The 19,314-nt window shown below is 60.9% G+C and carries 17 protein-coding genes; 11 read left to right on the top strand and 6 right to left on the bottom strand.

Annotated features, from left to right (window positions below; all coding sequences use genetic code 11):
• The first annotated feature begins 81 nt into the window (after positions 1-81).
• The 3 genes from LJE93_10475 to LJE93_10485 all read left to right on the top strand — a co-directional run bounded on the left by LJE93_10475 (position 82) and on the right by LJE93_10485 (position 2,831).
• Positions 82-1,068, top strand: coding sequence for an aldo/keto reductase (locus LJE93_10475; protein ID MCG6949325.1), 987 nt, complete (start codon positions 82-84; stop codon positions 1,066-1,068).
• A gap of 173 nt (positions 1,069-1,241) precedes the next feature.
• Positions 1,242-1,805, top strand: a complete 564-nt coding sequence (locus LJE93_10480) for a nitroreductase (protein MCG6949326.1) — start codon at positions 1,242-1,244, stop codon at positions 1,803-1,805.
• Positions 1,806-2,183: 378 nt separating this feature from the next.
• Positions 2,184-2,831 (top strand): outer membrane beta-barrel protein, encoded by a 648-nt coding sequence (locus LJE93_10485; protein ID MCG6949327.1) that lies wholly within the window; start codon positions 2,184-2,186, stop codon positions 2,829-2,831.
• 137 nt (positions 2,832-2,968) lie between these two features.
• On the opposite strand, the gene LJE93_10490 is transcribed toward LJE93_10485, so the two are convergent.
• Complete coding sequence (locus LJE93_10490) at positions 2,969-3,358, bottom strand: hypothetical protein (protein ID MCG6949328.1); 390 nt, start codon at positions 3,356-3,358, stop codon at positions 2,969-2,971.
• A gap of 244 nt (positions 3,359-3,602) precedes the next feature.
• Here LJE93_10490 and LJE93_10495 point away from each other — a divergent pair, with 244 nt between their 5' ends.
• Positions 3,603-5,054, top strand: a complete 1,452-nt coding sequence (locus LJE93_10495) for a coniferyl aldehyde dehydrogenase (protein MCG6949329.1) — start codon at positions 3,603-3,605, stop codon at positions 5,052-5,054.
• Positions 5,055-5,179: 125 nt separating this feature from the next.
• Complete coding sequence (locus LJE93_10500; GenBank protein MCG6949330.1) at positions 5,180-5,875, top strand: alpha/beta hydrolase; 696 nt, start codon at positions 5,180-5,182, stop codon at positions 5,873-5,875.
• Here the strand turns inward: LJE93_10500 and LJE93_10505 are convergent.
• Complete coding sequence (locus tag LJE93_10505; GenBank protein ID MCG6949331.1) at positions 5,856-7,046, bottom strand: hypothetical protein; 1,191 nt, start codon at positions 7,044-7,046, stop codon at positions 5,856-5,858. The genes LJE93_10500 and LJE93_10505 overlap by 20 nt on opposite strands.
• Before the next feature lie 53 nt (positions 7,047-7,099).
• Positions 7,100-7,342 carry a hypothetical protein gene (locus LJE93_10510; GenBank protein MCG6949332.1) on the bottom strand — a complete coding sequence of 81 codons (243 nt, stop codon included), beginning with the start codon at positions 7,340-7,342 and terminating at the stop codon, positions 7,100-7,102.
• A 309-nt stretch (positions 7,343-7,651) separates the two neighbouring features.
• Between LJE93_10510 and gmk the strand changes: the two genes are divergently transcribed.
• Genes gmk through LJE93_10525 form a run of 3 tightly spaced genes read left to right on the top strand, consistent with a single transcriptional unit; the run spans position 7,652 to position 9,491 of the window.
• The gene (gene gmk, locus LJE93_10515; protein MCG6949333.1) at positions 7,652-8,311 is read left to right on the top strand and encodes a guanylate kinase; all 660 of its coding nucleotides are present in this window, start codon (positions 7,652-7,654) and stop codon (positions 8,309-8,311) included.
• Entirely contained in the window at positions 8,308-8,766 is a 459-nt protein-coding gene (locus LJE93_10520) for a DNA-directed RNA polymerase subunit omega (GenBank protein MCG6949334.1), read from the top strand. Before gmk ends, LJE93_10520 begins: the two co-directional genes overlap by 4 nt.
• Positions 8,767-8,825: 59 nt before the next feature.
• Positions 8,826-9,491: a uracil-DNA glycosylase gene (locus LJE93_10525; GenBank protein MCG6949335.1), complete on the top strand. Its 666-nt coding sequence runs from the start codon at positions 8,826-8,828 to the stop codon at positions 9,489-9,491.
• 244 nt (positions 9,492-9,735) lie between these two features.
• On the opposite strand, the gene hflC is transcribed toward LJE93_10525, so the two are convergent.
• From hflC to clpB, 3 genes are all read right to left on the bottom strand, one after another.
• Complete coding sequence (gene hflC / locus LJE93_10530; protein MCG6949336.1) at positions 9,736-10,659, bottom strand: protease modulator HflC; 924 nt, start codon at positions 10,657-10,659, stop codon at positions 9,736-9,738.
• Positions 10,656-11,645 carry an FtsH protease activity modulator HflK gene (gene hflK, locus LJE93_10535; GenBank protein ID MCG6949337.1) on the bottom strand — a complete coding sequence of 330 codons (990 nt, stop codon included), beginning with the start codon at positions 11,643-11,645 and terminating at the stop codon, positions 10,656-10,658. The genes hflC and hflK overlap by 4 nt, the downstream gene beginning before the upstream one ends.
• A gap of 224 nt (positions 11,646-11,869) precedes the next feature.
• On the bottom strand, positions 11,870-14,488 hold the full coding sequence (gene clpB / locus LJE93_10540; GenBank protein MCG6949338.1) for an ATP-dependent chaperone ClpB: 2,619 nt from the start codon (positions 14,486-14,488) through the stop codon (positions 11,870-11,872).
• A gap of 290 nt (positions 14,489-14,778) precedes the next feature.
• Here clpB and LJE93_10545 point away from each other — a divergent pair, with 290 nt between their 5' ends.
• The 3 genes from LJE93_10545 (at position 14,779) to LJE93_10555 (ending at position 19,288) form a co-directional block, all read left to right on the top strand.
• Positions 14,779-16,692 carry a CBS domain-containing protein gene (locus LJE93_10545; GenBank protein ID MCG6949339.1) on the top strand — a complete coding sequence of 638 codons (1,914 nt, stop codon included), beginning with the start codon at positions 14,779-14,781 and terminating at the stop codon, positions 16,690-16,692.
• A gap of 249 nt (positions 16,693-16,941) precedes the next feature.
• The gene (locus tag LJE93_10550) at positions 16,942-18,912 is read left to right on the top strand and encodes an oligopeptide transporter, OPT family (GenBank protein MCG6949340.1); all 1,971 of its coding nucleotides are present in this window, start codon (positions 16,942-16,944) and stop codon (positions 18,910-18,912) included.
• On the top strand, positions 18,905-19,288 hold the full coding sequence (locus tag LJE93_10555) for a PqqD family protein (protein ID MCG6949341.1): 384 nt from the start codon (positions 18,905-18,907) through the stop codon (positions 19,286-19,288). The genes LJE93_10550 and LJE93_10555 overlap by 8 nt, the downstream gene beginning before the upstream one ends.
• Positions 19,289-19,314 lie beyond the last annotated feature (26 nt).

Genomic DNA, 19,314 nt, shown 5'->3' on the forward strand with positions numbered 1-19,314 from the left:
GCCGGTGGTGATCCAGTCAGAATACCTGCCCCATCCGCACTGTTGCAGAATAGACACCAAATTCTCCATGAGGAGGCAGATATGCAATCACGCACCCTGGGCCGGGATGGCCTCGAAGTGTCAGCGGTCGGGCTCGGCTGCATGGGCATGTCGGAGTTCTACGGATCGGGCGACGACGCTGCATCGGTCGCCGTGCTGCACCACGCCATCGATATCGGTGTGAAATTCTGGGACACGGCGGATATGTACGGTTCTGGTGGCAACGAGCGACTTGTCGGCAAGGCCCTCGAAGGCCGTCGTGACAAAGTCGTGTTGGCGACCAAATTCGCCGTTCTTCGTGGCGAGGACGGGGGCTTTCTCGGTGTGAGCGGCCGTCCGGAGTACGTGCGCGAGGCCTGCGACAACAGCCTTCAAAGGCTCGGCGTGGATCACATCGACCTCTATTATCAGCATCGAGTGGATCCGGCGGTACCGATTGAAGAAACCGTTGGTGCAATGGCTGGGTTGGTGACCGCCGGCAAGGTGCGTCACCTCGGCCTGTCGGAAGCTGGAGCGAATACCCTTCGCCGCGCCAGCGAGGTCCACCCGATCGCGGCGTTACAGTCAGAGCTCTCGTTGTGGAGTCGTGATATCGAGGCCGAGATCATGCCCGTCTGTCGCGAGCTCGGCATCGGTGTCGTCGCCTACAGTCCCCTCGGTCGGGGTTTCCTCAGCGGGGCCATCAAGAGCCTCGACGATTTGGATGAGGACGACTGGCGACGTTTCATGCCGCGCTTTCAGGGCGAAAACTTCGGCAAGAACCTCGAGCTCGTGGACCGAGTCGAGCAACTTGCGGCCGCCAAAGGATGCACGCCCGCACAGCTGGCCCTCGCCTGGGTTCTGGCGCAGGGGCCGGACGTGGCACCGATCCCCGGCACTCGGAGCCGCAAGCGCCTCGAGGAGAATGCGGCCGCGGCTGAGATCACGCTGAGCGAGGAAGAGCTTGCGGAAATCGACCTGGTCATACCGAAAGATATGGCAGTCGGCACCCGATATCCAGAAGAGGCGATGCAGTTGCTGGATGGGTGAGTTCCGGATCGGCCCCGGATACCTTCTAGATGGTATTGAGAAAATGCGTCCGCATCGGGGTCGGCTGCGCCAATGCTGCACCATTTGTGAGGCGCCATAAACGTCGAACAACGATACGTGGCGTCCGTGTTCCGGACAGGGTAGGCTGGTGGCAGGACGAGCGGGAGGTTGCAATGGACATCCACGATCATCTCAAGCAACGGCGGACCGTACGTCGGTTCAAACCGGACGCCATCCCAGGAAACACTCTGGCCGCCATCTTCGAGGCCGCCATGTGGGCGCCGTCGCACGCCAATGCCCAGCCCTGGGAGTTCGTCGTCGTCGGCCCGGAGGCGCGGGCAAAACTACTCTCCATCTTCCGCGCGAAGGCCGAGGAGATGCTGGCGGACCCGGACCTGCCGGAGCCTAAGAGAAGGAGCATCTCCAATCTCAAAGAGGACTTCGGCGGTGCGCCGTTCATGGTGGCGGTCCTCTCGCGTCACGGGTCCGACGATCTCGAGAAGGTGGAAAATCCGCTGAGCACGGCGGTCGCTGTCCACAACATGTGCCTCGCGGCCTGGGACGAGGGCGTCGGCGCGGTCTGGCTGTCCCTGGGGGTGGCGCCGCCGGTGCGAGGCGTCCTCGGAGTCGATGAAGGCGAAACCGTCGTTGCCCTGTTGGCGATGGGTTACCCCGCTGAGATACCGCCGGCACCGCCCCGAGACCCCTACTCGGACCACATGCGAGAGGTGCCCTAGGGCCGCGGCTGGCGTGGCGCGTACGCGCCTCAGCGATGACTTGGCTCACCAAAAACACCGAGAGATGCTGCATTCTCTTGGAATGGGGCGACACCGTGATGCTGGGTTCTTCATTCTGAGCTTGTCTGCGTCGGCTCTTCCCGGCCCGTTTGGACTCTTCCGAACCACACCGACGCAGTGCTCGGATACGCTGTAGGAGGGTGTCGGAAAAAGACGAAATCTCAAAAAAATGCTGCATCTCAGAGGTGCTTTTTCGAAATCTCTGTAGTAGAATTTCGCCGTAGAATCATATTCATCGTGAATCCTGGCCGCGTACCCTGGGGTGCTGAACCCGGGCCGCGCCCTCGTACTGAAATTTCGAAAGGGGAGGAAGAACCGATGAGGACAAAGGCACTGATCGTTGTAGTCGTCGCGTTGATCGCCATGCCGGTGGCGGCGAACGCGGGAGATGGAGACTGGATCCTGCGCGCCAGGGTCATCAACGTTTCGCCGAACGAATCGAGCGGGCCGATTCTGAGCTTCGGCGGCGAGGTCGGGGTCGACTCGGCCACAACCCTCGAGGTGGATGTCACCTATATGTTCAGCAAACGCCTGGGTCTCGAGGTCATCGCCGCTACAACCGGACACGATCTTTCCGCCGCGGGCGGCGACCTCGCTGGAGCCTCTCTTGGGGACGTCAAGGTCCTGCCGCCGACCGCGGTGCTTCAGTTCCATCCCCTTCCCGGTGGTCTCTTCGACCTCTATTTCGGGGGCGGAGTGAACTTCACCCTGTTCTATAGCTACGACCTCTCCGCCGATCTTGCGGGGCTCGGCGTCACCGATCTGGAGTTTGACGAGTCCTTCGGTCTCGCCGGAAACATCGGTATGAACTTCAACCTCGGGGACAACCTCTTGATCAACGTCGACCTCAAGTACATCAAGATCGGAACGGACGTCGACGTCATGGCCGGAAGTGACGCCCTGGGAACGATCGGCGTCGACATCGACCCGTGGGTCTTTGGCGCCGGCGTAGGCTGGCGGTTCTAAACGATGGATTGACGAGGGTTACTCGTTGAGTAGCCCTTTTTGGCAACCAGTCGGATTCGGTGGAATCGACTCCTTTGAATCCGTAGTCCGGCTCGTTCGGGGATGCGTCCGGTTGCGTCGAGGGCCGTCGGAGGGAATCAGTGATCCGAGAGCGCCTCGAGCGCCTCCTCGGCTTCTTCCGGCGTTGCCACGCGGATCGAGGTGTAACGGCTTCTGCCGGAAATCAGGGTCGATGAAAGCTGGACGGTGGAGAGCAGATCGGCCGGCACGATGCGAATCACTCTGGATGCCTGGTACTGGTTAGTGATTTCGACGAGTTCCTTGGCCACTTCCATGGCCTCGTCCCCGTAGGGCTCGAGTTCGCGCTGATCGTTGATGATTGCGAACCCCGGGCTGAGCTTGCCGACCTCGGCGAGAAATGCTCGCTTGAGATCCTCGAAATCGGCGGCTGTCGCGAGCCCCCGTTGTTCGATGTACATGACGTTCCGTCCGCCGTCCGCCCTGAGGGAAAATGTATAGGTGGACATTGTCCAGACTCCCGACCCCTCCATGTGACCCTGTAGCACGTATTGTATGAGACGTCGATCGATTTCGACAATACCGAAGACTGAGCGACCCGCACGTGAGACGGCCATCCCTGCCTGCTGTATCCTCTCTGCAACAGAGTTCAGCAACGCGTATCGAATGGATGAACATGGCGCGCCGTTATGGATTGTCCGTGACTCCGGTCTGCCGGCCGGCTGTTCCGCGCCAATGTAAGGAGACGGGACTATGGACGAAGCCACCAATCCAACTTCATGGACAGCCGAATCGATGAAAGCACTTCTCGATCGCCAAAGAACGGCGTTTCTCGCCGAGTTGCCGGTGACGCTGGCCACGAGAATCGACCGTATGGATCGCGCGATTGACTTGCTCTCCAGTAACGAGGGAAAAATCGCGGATGCCCTCTCCGAAGACTACGGTTGCCGCCCTCGCGACCTGTCCCGTTTCACCGAGGCGGCGGCGTGCATCGGTCCATTGAAATATGCGCGCAAGCGTGTGCGCCAGTGGATGCGGCCTGAGCGACGGAAACTGGACTTCCCGTTCGGTCCACTCGGCTGCAGGGCTCATGTTGAGTATGTACCCAAGGGCGTGATGGGAATTATCAGTCCGTGGAATTTCCCAGTGTTCCTGGTTTTTCTGCCTCTTTCGGGCGCACTTGCTGCCGGAAACCGCGCCATGATCAAGCCGTCGGAGCACACGCCGGTAACTGCCAAGCTCCTGGAAGAACTGATCGGCCAAACCTTCGATGAGACCGAGGTCGCGGTGTGCACGGGAGGACCCGAGGTCGGGCAGGATTTCAGCGCTCTGCCCTTCGATCACCTGCTTTTCACCGGTGGAACATCTGTAGGTCGCCGCGTGATGCGGGCCGCCGCCGACAATCTCGTACCGGTAACCCTCGAACTGGGTGGAAAGTCACCGGTTATCGTGGGGCGATCGACCGATATCGGGCGTGCGGCGCTGCGGGTGACGATGGGCAAGCTACTCAACGCGGGTCAGGTTTGCATTGCTCCGGACTACGCATTCGTGCCCGCCGAGAGCGTGAATGACTTTGTTATGGCGGTCGAGGAACAGATCCGGTCGATGTACCCGTCGCTCAGGGACAACGCCGAGTACACGTCTGTCGTCAACCAGAGCCACTATGCTCGCCTCAGGGAGGTCGTGGAAGAGGCGCGCGGCTCCGGAGCAGAAGTGAGGGAGATCAATCCGGCAAACGAAGAACTGGCGGATGATCCGCTCCGCAAGCTCGCTCCAACGCTGGTGATCGAACCGGACGACAAGCTACAGCTGATGCGGGAGGAAATTTTCGGCCCGATTCTGCCAATCAAGAGCTATCGATCTATCGAAGAGGTCATCGCCTACATCAACGAGAGGCCGCGACCGCTGTGTCTCTATTACTTTGGTGATGACGCAGAGGAAAGAATCCGCGTGCTGTCGAGAACCACTTCCGGAGGTGTCACTGTCAACGATGTCCTCATCCATGCTCTGATCGAGCAGCTGCCCTTCGGGGGTATCGGCTCGAGCGGCATGGGCGTGTACCGGGGAGTCGACGGCTTCAAGTCCTTCAGTCATCCGCGAGCCGTCTTCACGTCTCCACGACTCAATCTTTGGAAGCTCCTGGGCCTCCAGCCTCCCTATGGCAAGGCCCTCCAGCGGACCCTCGCCAGGGAGTTGAAGGCGTGACAGCCTCGACAAGCGAGGAGTCTGGGGATTTCTGGCCCGCAGATCAATACACGGAGCAACATCCACTGCGTGTTCGTCGCCCGGGTGCCGCAATCAGCGTGCACGATGCTTCATCGAGGTGGATCATGACGATTCGGAAAGCAGGCCCGATTCTGGCGTGTCTCGCGTTGCTGACATCCGCGTGTGCCGCGCAGGACCCGGCGATCGCAGCCAATCCGCGGATCTTCACTGATGTGCCGGCGGAGAATGACCCCAACGCCCGGTACCTCATCTACCTCCACGGGGCGATCATCGAACATGAAGGAGAACGGCCCACCCATCCGCAGTACGGCGTTTACGAGTACAGAAAAATACTCGAGGTCTTTGCAGACAAGGGTTTCGTCGTGATTTCAGAGGCGCGGCCCGAGGGCACCGACGGGATGCTGTACGCAGCGCGGGTCGCCGATCAGGTGCGCAAGCTCCTCGAGGCCGATGTGCCAGACGGCCATATCACGGTCGTCGGCTTCTCAAAGGGCGGCGGCATTGCCATTGCTGCCTCGTCGATGCTGGCGGAGGACGACGTCAATTTCGTCTTCATGGCTGCCTGTAGCCCTTGGCTCGATTCGCACCCCGAGATCGTCGCCCGGGGCCGGTTGCTGTCACTGCGCGAGTCTTCGGATGAGCTCGTCGGGTCCTGTGAAGGCCTGTTCGAGAGAAGTCCGAGTGGACACGACCACACCGAGATTTTGCTCGATCTCGGGGGAGGCCACGGTGCGTTCTACCGTCCGCAGCCGCAGTGGATTGACCCGGTCGTCATGTGGGCTATTCCTCCCGCGTCTTGAGCGCGCGCAGGCCGAGATAGACGACAAGCGCGAACCCCGCGAGGAAGATTCCGATGAGGAGCAGACCGCGAACGAAGATCTTGTTGAGTTCGCGGCTGAACGCGTCGTCGATCAGCGCGTCCAGGTCCTCGAAGATGACGGCCCGCTCCTCATGGAGCGCCTCGAGGACGATGGCCCGCTCTTCGGCGATCGCCTCGAACACCGCAATCCTCTCCTCTTCGATGGCGGCGAGGACCGCCTCGCGCTCGGCGCGAACATCCTCGTTCATCAGAATTTCCCGTTGCTGGTTGACGAAGCTCAGGGTTCTCGTCAGGGAGGCGTCGAGCGCCTCGAGCACGGCGACACGTTCGCTGGAGGCGAAATCCGGGAACGACTCGATGACGGGCGACAGCCTTTCGACCTCGGCCGCGAAAAACTCGACGTACTGAAGATTCTCGAGGACCGTCTCTGCCGCAGCGTCGAATCCTGAATCCATCAGGAAGATCATCGCCTGCCAGCGGGCGATCTTGGGCAGGTATTCGGCGTTGAGATCGATGCGGATCGCGAGGTCTTCGACCGACTCGGTGACCGTCTCGAGGGATTTCATGGCACCCCAGCCGGACTGGGTCGTGAACTCGGCGAGATCCGCCGCCGATCCGCGGCGGGAAGCAAAGCTCGCGTTCACAGGGTGGTCTTTCGACTTCTCATACACCAGCTGCCGGCCGCGCTCGTAATTGGTGGCCGGCCCGGCGTTGTCGATAATCCGCTTGAGATCCGCCTCCATGTCATCGAGGACGCGATTTGCGAGCGCGAAGCTCCGCTTCGACATGCCGCCCTCCAAAGAACGTTCGAAGTGGTCCCGTAGCTGGGCAATCAGGAACCAGGCGTCGAAGAGGGCGGCGAGAGGATCGGGCTGGAAGAGCGCCTGCTGCATCGCAGGTATGCCGTTGCTCAGCCAGAGGAGGACGTTGCGGCGTTCCTGCGGATCCATTTCGAATTGCAGCGCCTCTTCCCCGGCCTCCTCCATGAGACCGGAGAACCGAGGGGCCAACGATCGAACCTGGACCTTCAGTATTGCCGCCGAGATGGTGAGATCGCTCCGCTTCATCAGGTCTGTCTGGTGAAGACCACCGGTGGCGCAGGCCGCGAGTGTAGTCATCAAGACCACCGAGGCGATTCGGAATCGTTGCATCATGAATCTCCCGTATCGAGTGAAACGGGGACATTCTACAGATATGTGGTGGATCAGGCAGTAATTGGACGAGCGATGAGGACTCGATCTCCGGTGCGTGTCGCCATGACCCGCCATTCGGTGCCGCTATGGCAGAAGCGATCTCCGAGAGTCGCCGACTCCGGCAGCTCGAGAATTTCCACTCGCGGCCCGCTCTCGAGTTCGAAGATGACGACGCGGGGCCGGTCGGAGCCCGGATCTTCGGTTCCGAAAGCCAGCGTCCGCGACGGAGGTTCGAGGTGATCGTCCCGACTCATTGTTCGTCTCTGTCAAAAACAAAAAGCAAGAAACGTGCCCGGTGGCTTCGAGGTTTTTGCCCCGCAGTGGGCGTGGAACGGATCCTGTTTTAGGGAACCCGGATCCCGTAATCGGAATCCCGGATGACCCTCGGCTTGGCCTCGATAGGGGACGGGGCGTCATCCTGCGGTGTCAGGGGCTCTCGACGACGATGCCGCAGTCCCGCAAAAAATCAGGCCTTTATGTGGCCATCTGACGACGAGACCGGATTGCCGAATCTCGGACCGGGAGAGCGATGACGTAGAATGCGGGCTGCGAGGTGCTGAAGCATGGGAACCCAGGAACGCGGAGTTCTATTCATCGTTTCGTCACCGTCGGGCGGCGGCAAGACGACCTTGATCCGCGAAACCATTGCCCGGTTGGCGGAGCACGGCATCGTCGGCCATTTTTCGATATCCCACACCACGAGGCCGCCCCGACCGGCCGAGACCGATGGCGTGGACTATCACTTTGTGAATGACGCCACCTTCGAGCAGATGGTGCAGCGTGGGGAGTTCCTCGAGTGGGCGGAGTATGCAGGATACCGTTACGGCACCTCCCGTCGGGCGGTGGAGGAGCAGTTGTCGGCGGGCTGTGATGTCTTTCTCGACATCGAGGTACAGGGTGCCAACCAGGTCAAGACCCTGGTTCCGGAGGTGGTCAAGATCTTCGTCTACCCACCGTCATACGAGGTCCTCGAGGCCCGCCTCAAGGAACGCAGGCAGGACCCTCGGGAAGCCATCCGACGGCGCCTGCAATGGGCTCTGCGCGAGTTTCAGGTCGCCGGAGAGTTTGATTATGCTATTATCAACGACCGTCTCGCGGAGGCGGTGAACGCCCTGTTCGGAATCTGCATTGCCGAACACCAGAAACCGACCCGCATGAAAGCCGAACTGAACGCCATTCGCCAGGCGTTCCAGGAATCGCTCGAGAAGGACTTCGCCCAATGATCCAACTTCCGGAAGAGTTTGACTCAATATTTCGCTACATCGTGGTGGTATCCCAGCGCGCCGAGCAGCTCATCAACGGTGCCAAGCCGCGTTCCGAGAGCCGGCACCTGAAACCAACCCTGGTCGCGCGCGACGATGTCGAGGCGGGCGAGGTCACCTGGCGTGTGCTCACCCAGGAGGAGCTCGATGCCCACCGCCAGGCGCTGGTGGAACAGTTTCGCGCTGAAGTAGATGCCGCCAGCGAGCAGCCGACCGAGCCAATTCCCGATGTGTTGCCGACCGCCGACACTCTCGAACCGGTGGAGGACGACGAAGAGCGAGATGACGAGCTCGAACGGCTGCAGCGCCTGCTCGGAATGGCCCGCACGCCAGGCTCGGCGGAGGATGACGGATCGTCTGACGATGAGGAAGAACTTGCGGACGCGGACGATTCGGATGATGAGGAGGAGGACTGATCCCCGACCCTCACGAGTGAAGATTGCTCGAACCAACAGGGTAGGCGAGGTGGCATGATTTGCGGGCCAAGGACCTGAACCGCTATCTCGGTGATCTCGGCTGGCGACAGCCTCCTGTCCCCCCCCAAATGCAGGTGAAGGACTCCGGTGCGGCGAAAGCCGACAGCGAAACCCTGCAAGACCTCGCTGCCTCCGCAGCGGGGTGCACCCTGTGCCGGCTCAGCGATCATCGCCAATCGGTGGTTTTTGGTGAGGGAGACGAGAACGCCGCCGTGATGTTTGTCGGAGAGGGCCCGGGGGCCGAAGAGGACCGGACCGGCCGGCCATTTGTCGGCCAGGCGGGGAAGCTCCTCGATCGCATGATCTTCGCGATGGGGCTCGAGCGCGAAGAGGTCTATATCGCAAACGTCGTGAAGTGTCGGCCGCCCGGCAACCGGGACCCCAAGGAAGACGAGGTCGCAGCTTGCGCGGCCTACCTCGACCGGCAGATCGATCTCATCCGTCCGAAGGTCCTGGTGGCCCTCGGCAAGCCTGCCTCCAGACGCCTGACCGGGACCGCCAAACCGATGGGCGCCCTGCGGGGGCGCTGGTCGTCCTACCGGGGCGTTCCCCTGATGCCGATGTTCCATCCCGCTTTCCTGCTCCGCAACCCGAAGGCGAAGAGGGACGTGTGGGAAGATCTCAAGCTCGTCATGCGCAGGCTCGAATCGACCTCGGAACAGTAAGCCCATCAGCAGAAGTACCGAGCGTCAGCAGAAGCTAGATGCTAGATCCTGGATTCTGGTACCGCTTTCCCACACGCACTAGGAATATTCCTCTTATGATTTTCGATCTTGGATCTGCAAGCCCATACCCGAGTGTCTGCAACGGTGGTTCGATCGGCTCACAGCATCCAACATCCAATATCTAATATCTAAGATCCAAAATCTACTCGTCCAGCATCCAGCATCCAGCATCCAGCATCGAGCTCTAGCGGTCGCGTTCCAGGTATCGCAGGAACTCCCCATCAGTAGATAGCAACAAGATGGTGTCCTCGTCCATTGTCCGGGTGTAGACCTCCATCGTCTTCAGGAAGCGGTAGAAGTCGGGATCCCGGTTGTACGCCTGGGCATAAATGTCCGCCGCTTCGGCGTCGGCGAGACCCTTGATCTCCTGTGCTTCACGGTAGGCTTCCGAGTTGATCTGCTGGAGATCGCGGTCCTTGTCACCGAGGATTCGCGCCGCTTCACCGGCTCCTTCGGATCGGTACTCTTCCGCGATCCGTTTCCGTTCGGAGATCATGCGCTCATAGACTTTCGGACGGTCCACCTCCGAGTAGTTGGTCCGCTTGAACTGGAAGTCGAGGATCTCGATGCCGAGCACGTCGGTGCGCCTGGAAGCGTTATCGAGGACCTCCTTCTCGAGCGCCACGCGACCAGCGATGATCTGGTGGCTGCCCTCCTCGAGTGCGGAGGACACGACGAACTCACGATTGGTGGAACGAACGACTTCGATGAGATCATGCTTGGCTATCGTGTTGCGGGTCTCGCCGTCTAGGATATCGTCGAGACGGGACTGGGCACCGCGTTCGTCGCGCAGGCGCTGGAAGAAGAGAAGCGGGTCTGAAATTCGCCAGCGTGCGTAGGTGTCGACGTAGATGAAGCGCTTGTCCTTCGTCGGTACCTCGTTCGGCTTGCCGTCCCACTCGAGAAATCGCTTTTCGAAGTAGTTGGCCTTCTGGACGAACGGCATTTTCATTTTCAGCCCTGGCGTCGTGATGGGCTCGCCGACGGGCTTGCCGAACTGGGTGATGATGACCTGCTGGGCCTCGTTGACGATGAAGAACGCACCGCCGATCGCGGCCACCGCGAGCAACGCGAGAACGGCTATCAGGATGAAGGAGAGCTGTTTCATTGCTTCACCTCCGGCCCGGTGAGCTGGAGGAGTGGAAGCACTCCTTCGAGACCATTGTCGAGCAAGATCTTGCGCTCCATGGCCGGGTAGATCGATTCCATCGTCTCGAGGAATATGCGCCGTCTGGTGACCTCCGGTGCGCGTCGATACGCTGCATAAACCTCTTCGAAGAGTGCCGCGTCGCCCTGCGCGCTGTTGACCCGGTTGATCGCATAGCCGCGTGCCTGTTCGACAATCTGGGCCGCCTGGCCACGAGCCTTCGGGATGACGCGGTTGTACTCGCCCCGGGCGTCGTTGATCTCGCGTTCGCGATCTTGCTCGGCCTGGTTGACCTCGTTGAACGAGGGTTTGACCGGATCGGGGGGTGTGACGTTTTGCAGGACGATCTGATCGACCACAATTCCCGTCTCATAGCGGTCACAGAGCTCCTGCAGCTTGAGCTTGGACTCATCCTCGACCTCGAGGCGGCCGACGGTGAGGACCTCGTCGACAGAGCGGTCACCGACCACCGCCCGCATGACTGCCTCGTTCATGTCACGGAACGTCTTGTCGACGTTGCGAACTCTGAAGAGATATTTGTACGGATCGTCCACACGATACTGGGCGATCCACTCGACGTCGGCGACGTTGAGGTCACCGGTGAGCATCAGAGACTCGTAGTCGAAATCGCGATCCGAGTACCTCGTCTTGACTCCGGCCTCCACCGTCTGGAAACCAAACTCCTGCTTGAGCTGCCGTTGCACCGGAACCTTGAGAACGCTTTCGACGGGTGCGGGCAGCTTGAAGTTGAGACCAGGGTCTGCGGTGCGCACGTATTTCCCGAAGCGGAGAACGATGCCGACCTCCTCCGGCTGAATGGTGAACACGACGCTGAGCACGAGGACCAGACCGATCACGATGAGTGCTCCGGTGAGGATGACCCTGGTTGGGGGCCTCTTGGATCGGAAGGAGCCGATGTCGATCACGCGAGGTTCTTCTGGTTCCATGTCTTTCCCCTTTCGAAGAGGTCTTCACTGTTCGAGAGACACTACGCCTGGGAGTGTAACTGATTCGAATTCGGAATTCGGAATTCGGAATGGAGGTAGGATTCAATTTCTGAAAAAGATGAGCGCGATGGGAGTGGGAGGAAATATCTCATTCTCCGAGTCAGAAAATCCCCCGGCCGGGCCGGGGGATTGATGTTTCCTGGTTGCTCGGTTATTTCGCGCAGTTACTCACTTTCACTTTCGTCGGCTGTCAGCGCCGAAGCACGGAGGACGAGGGTTCCACCCTCGTCGTCCAGCAAAATGCTCGCATTCGGCATAAGCTCGCCTGCAAGTACCATGCGTGCCAGAGGGTCCTGGACCAGACGCTGAATGGTGCGTTTGAGCGGTCGGGCGCCAAAATCCGGATCGAAGCCCTCGTGTGCTAGGAGCTTGGCTGCGGCGTCGGTCGCCTCGACCTTCAGGCCCTGATCCGCCAGAAGCTTGTTCAGATTTTCGAGCTGGATGTGGACGATCTTCTGGACGTCCTCTTCGGAGAGACGGTGGAAGATCAGGATCTCATCGATCCGGTTGAGGAACTCCGGCCGGAAGTGCTGCTTGAGCTCCGCCTCGACCAGGGTCGTCATCCGGTCGCGCTCCGATTCCGGCAGCTCCTGAATGATGCTCGATGCAATGTTCGAGGTCATGATAACCACGGTGTTGCGGAAATCCACGGTTCGCCCCTTGCCGTCGGTCAATCGGCCTTCGTCGAGCACCTGCAAGAGCACGTTGAAGACGTCGGGGTGGGCCTTCTCGATCTCGTCGAAGAGGAGCACGGAGTACGGTCTCCGGCGCACCGCCTCGGTGAGCTGCCCGCCCTCGTCGTAACCCACGTATCCCGGAGGGGCGCCGATCAGGCGCGCAACCGAGTGCTTTTCCATGTACTCGGACATGTCGATGCGGACCATGGCGCGCTCGTCGTCGAAGAGGAATTCGGCCAGGGCGCGAGCCACCTCGGTTTTGCCGACACCGGTCGGGCCGAGGAACAGGAATGAGCCGATCGGCCGGTTCGGGTCCTTGAGCCCGGCGCGGGCACGGCGCACCGCCGCGGCCACCGCAGTCACTGCGTCCTCCTGCCCGATTACCCGCTCGGCGATACGATCTTCCATGTGAAGGAGCTTGTCTTTCTCGCCCTCGAGCAGGCGTGAAACCGGAATTCCGGTCCACTTCGAGACTGCGCGGGCGATGTCCTCCTCGGCGACCTCCTCCGCGAGCATCGTGCCGTGCTCCGATTGGTGTGCCTTGAGGGCTTCCGATGCCTGTTCGAGTTCCTGCTCGAGATCCACCAACTCGCCGTAACGAAGCTGGGCGGCACGCTCGAGGTCACCGTCGCGTTCGGCGCGATCGGCCGCCTCGCGGGTCTCTTCGAGGCGCTCTTTGAGCTCCTGGAGCTTGGAGATGAGCTCCTTCTCCTTCTGCCACTGGGCCTTGAGCCCGCTGATCTGTTCCTTGAGCCCACCCAGCTCCTCTTCGATGGCGGCTCGCCGTTCCTTCGAGCTCTTGTCCTTCTCCTTGGCCAGCGCTCGTTTCTCGATCTCGAGCTGGAGTGCACGCCGATCGAGCTGGTCGATCTCGGTCGGCATCGAGTCGATCTCGATTCTCAGTCTGGACGCGGCTTCGTCGACCAGGTCGATGGCCTTATCCGGCAGGAACCGGTCGGTGATGTAGCGGTTGGAGAGCGCCGCCGCCGCGACCAAGGCGGTGTCCGCAATCCGGACTCCATGGTGGACCTCGTACTTCTCCTTGAGTCCACGCAGGATGGCGATGGTCTCCTCGACCGTCGGCTCGTCCAGCATCACCGGTTGGAATCGCCGCTCGAGTGCCGCGTCTTTTTCGACGTACTTACGGTATTCAGACAGGGTCGTGGCTCCGATGGCACGCAGCTCTCCTCGGGCTAGCGCCGGCTTCAGGATGTTGGCCGCATCCATCGCGCCCTCGGAGGCGCCTGCACCAACCAGGGTGTGGAGCTCGTCGATGAAGAGAATGACCTCGCCATCCGAGTCGACAACTTCTTTGACCACCGCCTTGAGCCGGTCCTCGAACTCTCCGCGATACTTGGCGCCCGCGATCAGGGCTCCCATGTCGAGCGAAACGATGCGCCGGTTCTTGAGAATCTCAGGCACGTCGCCGGAAGCGATCCGCTGGGCAAGGCCTTCGGCGACCGCCGTCTTGCCGACGCCGGGCTCTCCGATGAGCACCGGGTTGTTCTTCGTGCGCCGAGTCAGCACTTGCATCACACGACGAATCTCGTCGTCGCGGCCGATCACCGGATCGAGCTTTCCGTTCTTGGCAAGCTCGGTGAGATCGCGCCCATAGTTCGCGAGTGCTTCGTACTTGTCTTCTGGGTTGGCATCGGTGACGCGATGTGATCCCCGTAGATCTTGGATCGCCGAAAGGAGAGACTCCTTGGTCACTCCGTGCACCTGCAGTGCGCGTGCTGCAGCCGAATCCGCCACCGACACGATCGCCATCAGTAGGTGCTCGACCGAAACGTACTGGTCCTGAAACTGGGGTGCGAGCTTCTTCGCCTGGTCCAGGACCTGGCGAAGACTGCGTGAGGGCTGTGGTTCAGCACCGCCCTCGGCGGCCGGAAGGCGATCAAGAGCCTCTTTGAGCTCGGCTTCGAACTGTGAGGCCGGGACTCCGACCTTGGCCAGCAGGCGGGGTACGACCCCGTTCTCCTGCTGCATCAGCGCGAGAAGCAAATGCGTCGGTGTCGCCTCGGGGTTGCCACGGGCGCCGGCCGAGGTGAACGCCTCCTGCAAGGCTTCAGACGCTTTCACTGTGTATTGATTCTGCCCGTTCATCGAGTTTTCCTCCTTGGAAAGGCCCGTGAGGCCTATAGATAAGATAATATCTGAGTATTGATTTGTCAAGTATTTTTCTGACTTATTTGATAATATTATTATCATATCTTTGGGTGACGTGCTCTAACATTGGACAATTTCAAATGTGAAATCCACTGACACGAGGGGGTGGCGATGTCGGCCATTTGTTCGAATATGAAAGCACGCACGGGCTCGGGTTCGAGCCGCGAGCGGAGGCCTCACGCTCGGAGTACAATGCTGCCGAGGAAGAAGGAGTCCCGATAGCAGCAATGGGCGAGCAGGACGTACGTGAGCAGTCGAAGGCCGAGGAGATACGGGTCTTTCTACGGCACCTCCTGAAAGATGTCCGCGCATTCGAAAGAATGCTCGAGGAGGGGCGGTTCGAAACCGGCGTGCGGCGAATCGGCGCCGAACAGGAGCTCTTTCTGGTCGACTCCCTCTGGCGGCCCGCGCCGATTGCAACCGAGGTTCTGGAGGCCGTGAAAGACCCTCACTTCACGACGGAACTGGCCCGGTTCAACCTCGAGTTCAACCTCGATCCACACGTGTTCGGTGGCTCCTGCCTGCGCGACATGGAGTGGCAGCTTGGAGAGCTGTTGGGCAGGGTGCGTGAGGCCGCGCGGAGCTGCGGTGGCGACGTCGTGATGACGGGCATCCTCCCGACCCTCAAGAAGACCGATCTCGAGTTCATCAACATGACTCCCAACCCGCGCTACTACGCACTCAACGATGCGATGAACCGTCTCCGAGGGGGCGCCTACGAGTTCTACCTCCAGGGGCTTGACGAGCTTCACCTGCACCACGACTCGATCCTGGTCGAGGCCGCCAACACCAGCTTCCAGGTACATTTCCAGGTCTCGCCGGATGAGTTCGCGAAACTTTACAACGCCGCCCAGGCGGTTGCGGGCCCTCTGCTCGCGGCGTGCGCCAACTCGCCGATGCTGTTCGGCAAACGGCTTTGGGCCGAAACCCGCATCGGCCTCTTCCAGCAGTCGATCGACACCCGGCGAACCACGCCGCACCTGCGCGAGCAGACACCTCGCGTGAGCTTCGGCCGCCATTGGGTCGAGTCGTCGGCGCTGGAGATTTTTCAGGAGGACATCACCCGCTTCCGTGCCCTCATTTCGACGGACATCGAAGACGATCCGTTCGAGGAGCTCGAGAGCGGACGTGCGCCGAGCCTGAAGGCCCTGCGCCTGCACAACAGCACCGTCTATCGGTGGAACCGTGTTTGCTACGGCATATCGGACGGCAAGCCTCACCTGAGAATCGAAAACCGGATTTTGCCGGCCGGTCCCACGCCACGCGACGAAATTTCGAATGCAGCCTTTTGGTTCGGCCTCATCAGCGGCGTCCTCGAGCGCTACGGAAATATCTCTGAGCACATGTCGTTCGACGACGCCCGAAGCAATTTCCTGGCCGCCGCCAGGCACGGCATCGACTCTCAGTTGGCGTGGTGCGGCAGGGACCCTGCGCCGGTCGACGATCTGCTTCTCGAGGAGTTCCTGCCGATGGCCCGTGAAGGCCTCGAAACCGCGGGACTCGACTCCGAGAACATCGAGCTCTACCTCGGCGTGATCGAAGAGCGGGTCGGTGCGAGATGCACCGGCTCCCAGTGGCAGCTGCAATCGATGGCCGATCTTACCGATCAGGGGCCGATGGCGGAACGTCTGTCGGCGATCACTGCGGCGATGGCGGATCGGCAGCGCGAGGGCAACCCGGTTCACACATGGGAGCTTGCTCGTCTCGAAGAGGGTGCGGGATGGAAGCAGAGCTATTCGACGGTCGAGCACTGCATGGACACCGATATCGTCACCGTCAACCAACACGAGCCAGTCGATCTCGTCGCGAACCTCATGGTCTGGAAGAACATCCGTCACGTGATGGTAGAAGACGACGAAAATCGACTGGTCGGAATGGTCTCCCAGCGCAAGCTGCTGAGTCTGATCGGCACCTATCACCCGGAAGAGCGCGACGACCCGATGCCGGTGAGCGACATCATGCAACACGATCCGGTAACCGTAACCCCGGAAACGCCGACAGTGGATGCGATCGCCGTCATGCGCGAAAACGGTTGGGCGTGCATGCCGGTGGTCAAAGACGACCACCTGGTGGGCGTCCTGACCGAGAGCCAGCTGATGCGGATCGCGGGGGAGCTGTTGGAGCAGAAGCTGCGGGAGTAGCGCCCCTTCCGTCCGCCCAATTCTCGATTCTAGATACTCGATCCGCCCACCCAGTGTCAGGATGTTCGATATTTGATTTTCGATATTGGATCTGGACGCCCATCTCTTGAATTCGTCACGGATGCTTCGATCGGCTCGCCGAATCCAACATCCAACATCCAACATCCAACATCCAGCATCCAGCATCTAGCATCTGGCGACGCGTATGGATAGGCTAGAATCATTGCGCTCAAAAATAGGGAGGCGCTAATGGCGGAGAAGCCCTTCGTACCTTACGTCCCGGACGAATCGACCATGCCGGAGCTGACCTTCAAGGCCTTGTTCCTCGGTGTTGTGATGGCGATTGTGCTCGGTGCCGCCAACGCTTACCTCGGCATGAAAGTGGGATTGACGGTGGCCGCCACCTTTCCGGCGGCGGTCGTGGCGATGGCTGCGTTGCGGATCTTCGGCGGCAACATCCTCGAGGAGAACCTGGCGCGAACCACCGCGTCGGTCGGTGAATCCCTGGTGGCGGGCGCCATCTTTACGATTCCCGCCTTCGTGATCTCCGGTGCCTGGCCCGAGTTCAACCTGCAGGACGCGATGATGATCATGGGTATCGGTGGGGTGCTCGGCGTTCTCTTCGTGATCCTCCTCCGTCGTCCGTTGGTGGTTGAGGCCGAGCTTCCTTTTCCTGAAAGCGTTGCCGCTGCCGAAATCGTGAAGGCTGGGCAGAAGGGCCAGACAGGTGCAGGCCTCGTCTTCGGCGCAATGGGAATTGCCGCTGTGTGGGAGTTCATCAAGAACGACGCCGGCGTGCAGCTGATTCAAGACAAGGCATCCCACTTCGTCCAGTTCGGTCGCTCGACCATCGATCTGCTCGGACGCAGGATCGAGTACACCGGGGGCATGCTGCTGTCGACACCGGAGGCATCGCCGATGGTCATGGGCGTCGGCTTCATCGTCGGCCTCAGGATCTCGGCAGTGCTCTTCTGCGGCGCCGTCATCGGATGGCTGGTGCTGGTGCCGCTGGCTCTCTTCCTCAATCCAGATCTCGCGGCTCTCGGTGCCGACACCGGGTATGCGGACCTTGCAGTGGAGGTCTGGTTCAAACAGATCAGGCCGCTCGCAGTGGGCACGATGATCGTCTCTGCGTTCTACACCCTCTACAGTTTGCGTGAGTCGCTGATGGACGGGATCCGAAAGGTCCTGGCCGTGTTCCGCAGCGGCGATGCTTCGGCTGAAGTCGATCGTACCGAGCGGGATCTCAACCTCAAGTGGGTCCTGGTGGCAATCGGCGTGATGGCAATCCCGATGTTCCTGCTCTACCAATACTTTTCCGAGTCGACCGGCGGCGCCCTCGTGCTCACGGTCGTGATGCTGATCCTGGGAATCCTCTTCGCGGCGGTGGCCGGATACCTGGTCGGATTGGTTGGCAATTCCAACAATCCCATCTCCGGTCTGACGCTGTCCGCGCTCGTCATTTCAGCGGTGCTCATGGTGCTGATGGGCGTCACCGGGATCGCTGGGGTGGCAGCAGTTCTCGGCGTTGCAGGCGTGGTGTGTTGTGCGGCTGGCGTTGCGGGCGACATGATGCAGGACTTCAAGGTCGGCCACATTCTCGGCGGCACCCCATGGAAGATGCAGGTTGGTGAGATCGTCGGCGTGGTCGCGGCAGCCATTGCGTTGCCGGTGCTCCTGATGGTCCTCAACCAGGCGTATACCATCGGCTCCGCCGAGCTACCGGCGCCGCAGGCCGGGCTGATGGCCCTGATGGCTCAGGGCATCGTCGGCGGCGAAATGGCGTGGCCGCTGGTCATCGTCGGAATGCTCCTCGGTGTGGCCCTCATCCTCATCAAGGCTCCGGCACCGATGCTGATCGCGGTCGGGATGTACCTGCCGTTTTCGACCACCTCGGCGGTGTTCGCCGGGGGTGTCATCCGTTCCATTCTCGACTGGTTCCTGAAGAAGAAGGATGCCACCGACGAACAACGGACCCGGGCCGAAAACTCGGGAATTCTGGTTTCTTCGGGACTGATCGCCGGCCAATCCCTGATGGCCGTTTTGCTTGCGTTCGTCGTCCTCTACGAACAGGCCAAGCTTGGCATGGCGGAGACCGAACACCTGCTGCCGCACCTCGCCAACAGCTTCTGGGGCGGCCTCCTGGTGTATCCCCTGCTTCTGGTTCTGTTGGTGTGGCTGCCGTTGAGCAGAATGGGCAGCGGCGGTAACGATGCTTAGACCTGGGCGAAAGGCCAGGGTCACGCGGGCAATCGATCTGCTCGAGCTGGCGCCGGTCCGGTGCGCTGTCTGGCTCGAGCGTGAGGACGGCCGGGTGATCATCGACCGTCCCCGACCGCCGATCGATGGACTCAACGGTATCTTCCGCCGGGTCAGCTGGATGATGGCCCCGCGGCGAATCAGGCTCGACGAGATTGGCAGCTTCGCCTGGAGGCGGCTCGACGGCACGACCAAAATGAGGACCCTTGCTTTGGCGATGCGCGACGCCTTCCCGGACAGCTGCGATCAGCTCGAGGAACGACTCGGGGCGTATATTCGGTCCATGCGCCGGCTCCAGCTGATTTCTTTTCCGGAGCTGGACGCGCCAACCTCCTGACCCCACTGTGGTAGGTTCCGTTCGAG

It is taken from the genome of Acidobacteriota bacterium (assembly GCA_022340665.1).
Taxonomy (GTDB): domain Bacteria; phylum Acidobacteriota; class Thermoanaerobaculia; order Thermoanaerobaculales; family Sulfomarinibacteraceae; genus Sulfomarinibacter.

Bases quoted from the DNA above. Each gene is read 5' to 3' on its own strand.
- LJE93_10520 (MCG6949334.1), top strand. From the start codon at position 8,308: ATGATCCAACTTCCGGAAGAGTTTGACTCAATATTTCGCTACATCGTG.
- LJE93_10475 (MCG6949325.1), top strand. From the start codon at position 82: ATGCAATCACGCACCCTGGGCCGGGATGGCCTCGAAGTGTCAGCGGTC.
- LJE93_10480 (MCG6949326.1), top strand. From the start codon at position 1,242: ATGGACATCCACGATCATCTCAAGCAACGGCGGACCGTACGTCGGTTC.
- LJE93_10545 (MCG6949339.1), top strand. From the start codon at position 14,779: ATGGGCGAGCAGGACGTACGTGAGCAGTCGAAGGCCGAGGAGATACGG.
- hflC (MCG6949336.1), bottom strand. From the start codon at position 10,659: ATGAAACAGCTCTCCTTCATCCTGATAGCCGTTCTCGCGTTGCTCGCG.
- gmk (MCG6949333.1), top strand. From the start codon at position 7,652: ATGGGAACCCAGGAACGCGGAGTTCTATTCATCGTTTCGTCACCGTCG.
- LJE93_10510 (MCG6949332.1), bottom strand. From the start codon at position 7,342: ATGAGTCGGGACGATCACCTCGAACCTCCGTCGCGGACGCTGGCTTTC.
- LJE93_10490 (MCG6949328.1), bottom strand. From the start codon at position 3,358: ATGTCCACCTATACATTTTCCCTCAGGGCGGACGGCGGACGGAACGTC.
- LJE93_10550 (MCG6949340.1), top strand. From the start codon at position 16,942: ATGGCGGAGAAGCCCTTCGTACCTTACGTCCCGGACGAATCGACCATG.
- LJE93_10555 (MCG6949341.1), top strand. From the start codon at position 18,905: ATGCTTAGACCTGGGCGAAAGGCCAGGGTCACGCGGGCAATCGATCTG.
- clpB (MCG6949338.1), bottom strand. From the start codon at position 14,488: ATGAACGGGCAGAATCAATACACAGTGAAAGCGTCTGAAGCCTTGCAG.
- hflK (MCG6949337.1), bottom strand. From the start codon at position 11,645: ATGGAACCAGAAGAACCTCGCGTGATCGACATCGGCTCCTTCCGATCC.
- LJE93_10495 (MCG6949329.1), top strand. From the start codon at position 3,603: ATGGACGAAGCCACCAATCCAACTTCATGGACAGCCGAATCGATGAAA.
- LJE93_10485 (MCG6949327.1), top strand. From the start codon at position 2,184: ATGAGGACAAAGGCACTGATCGTTGTAGTCGTCGCGTTGATCGCCATG.
- LJE93_10500 (MCG6949330.1), top strand. From the start codon at position 5,180: ATGACGATTCGGAAAGCAGGCCCGATTCTGGCGTGTCTCGCGTTGCTG.
- LJE93_10505 (MCG6949331.1), bottom strand. From the start codon at position 7,046: ATGCAACGATTCCGAATCGCCTCGGTGGTCTTGATGACTACACTCGCG.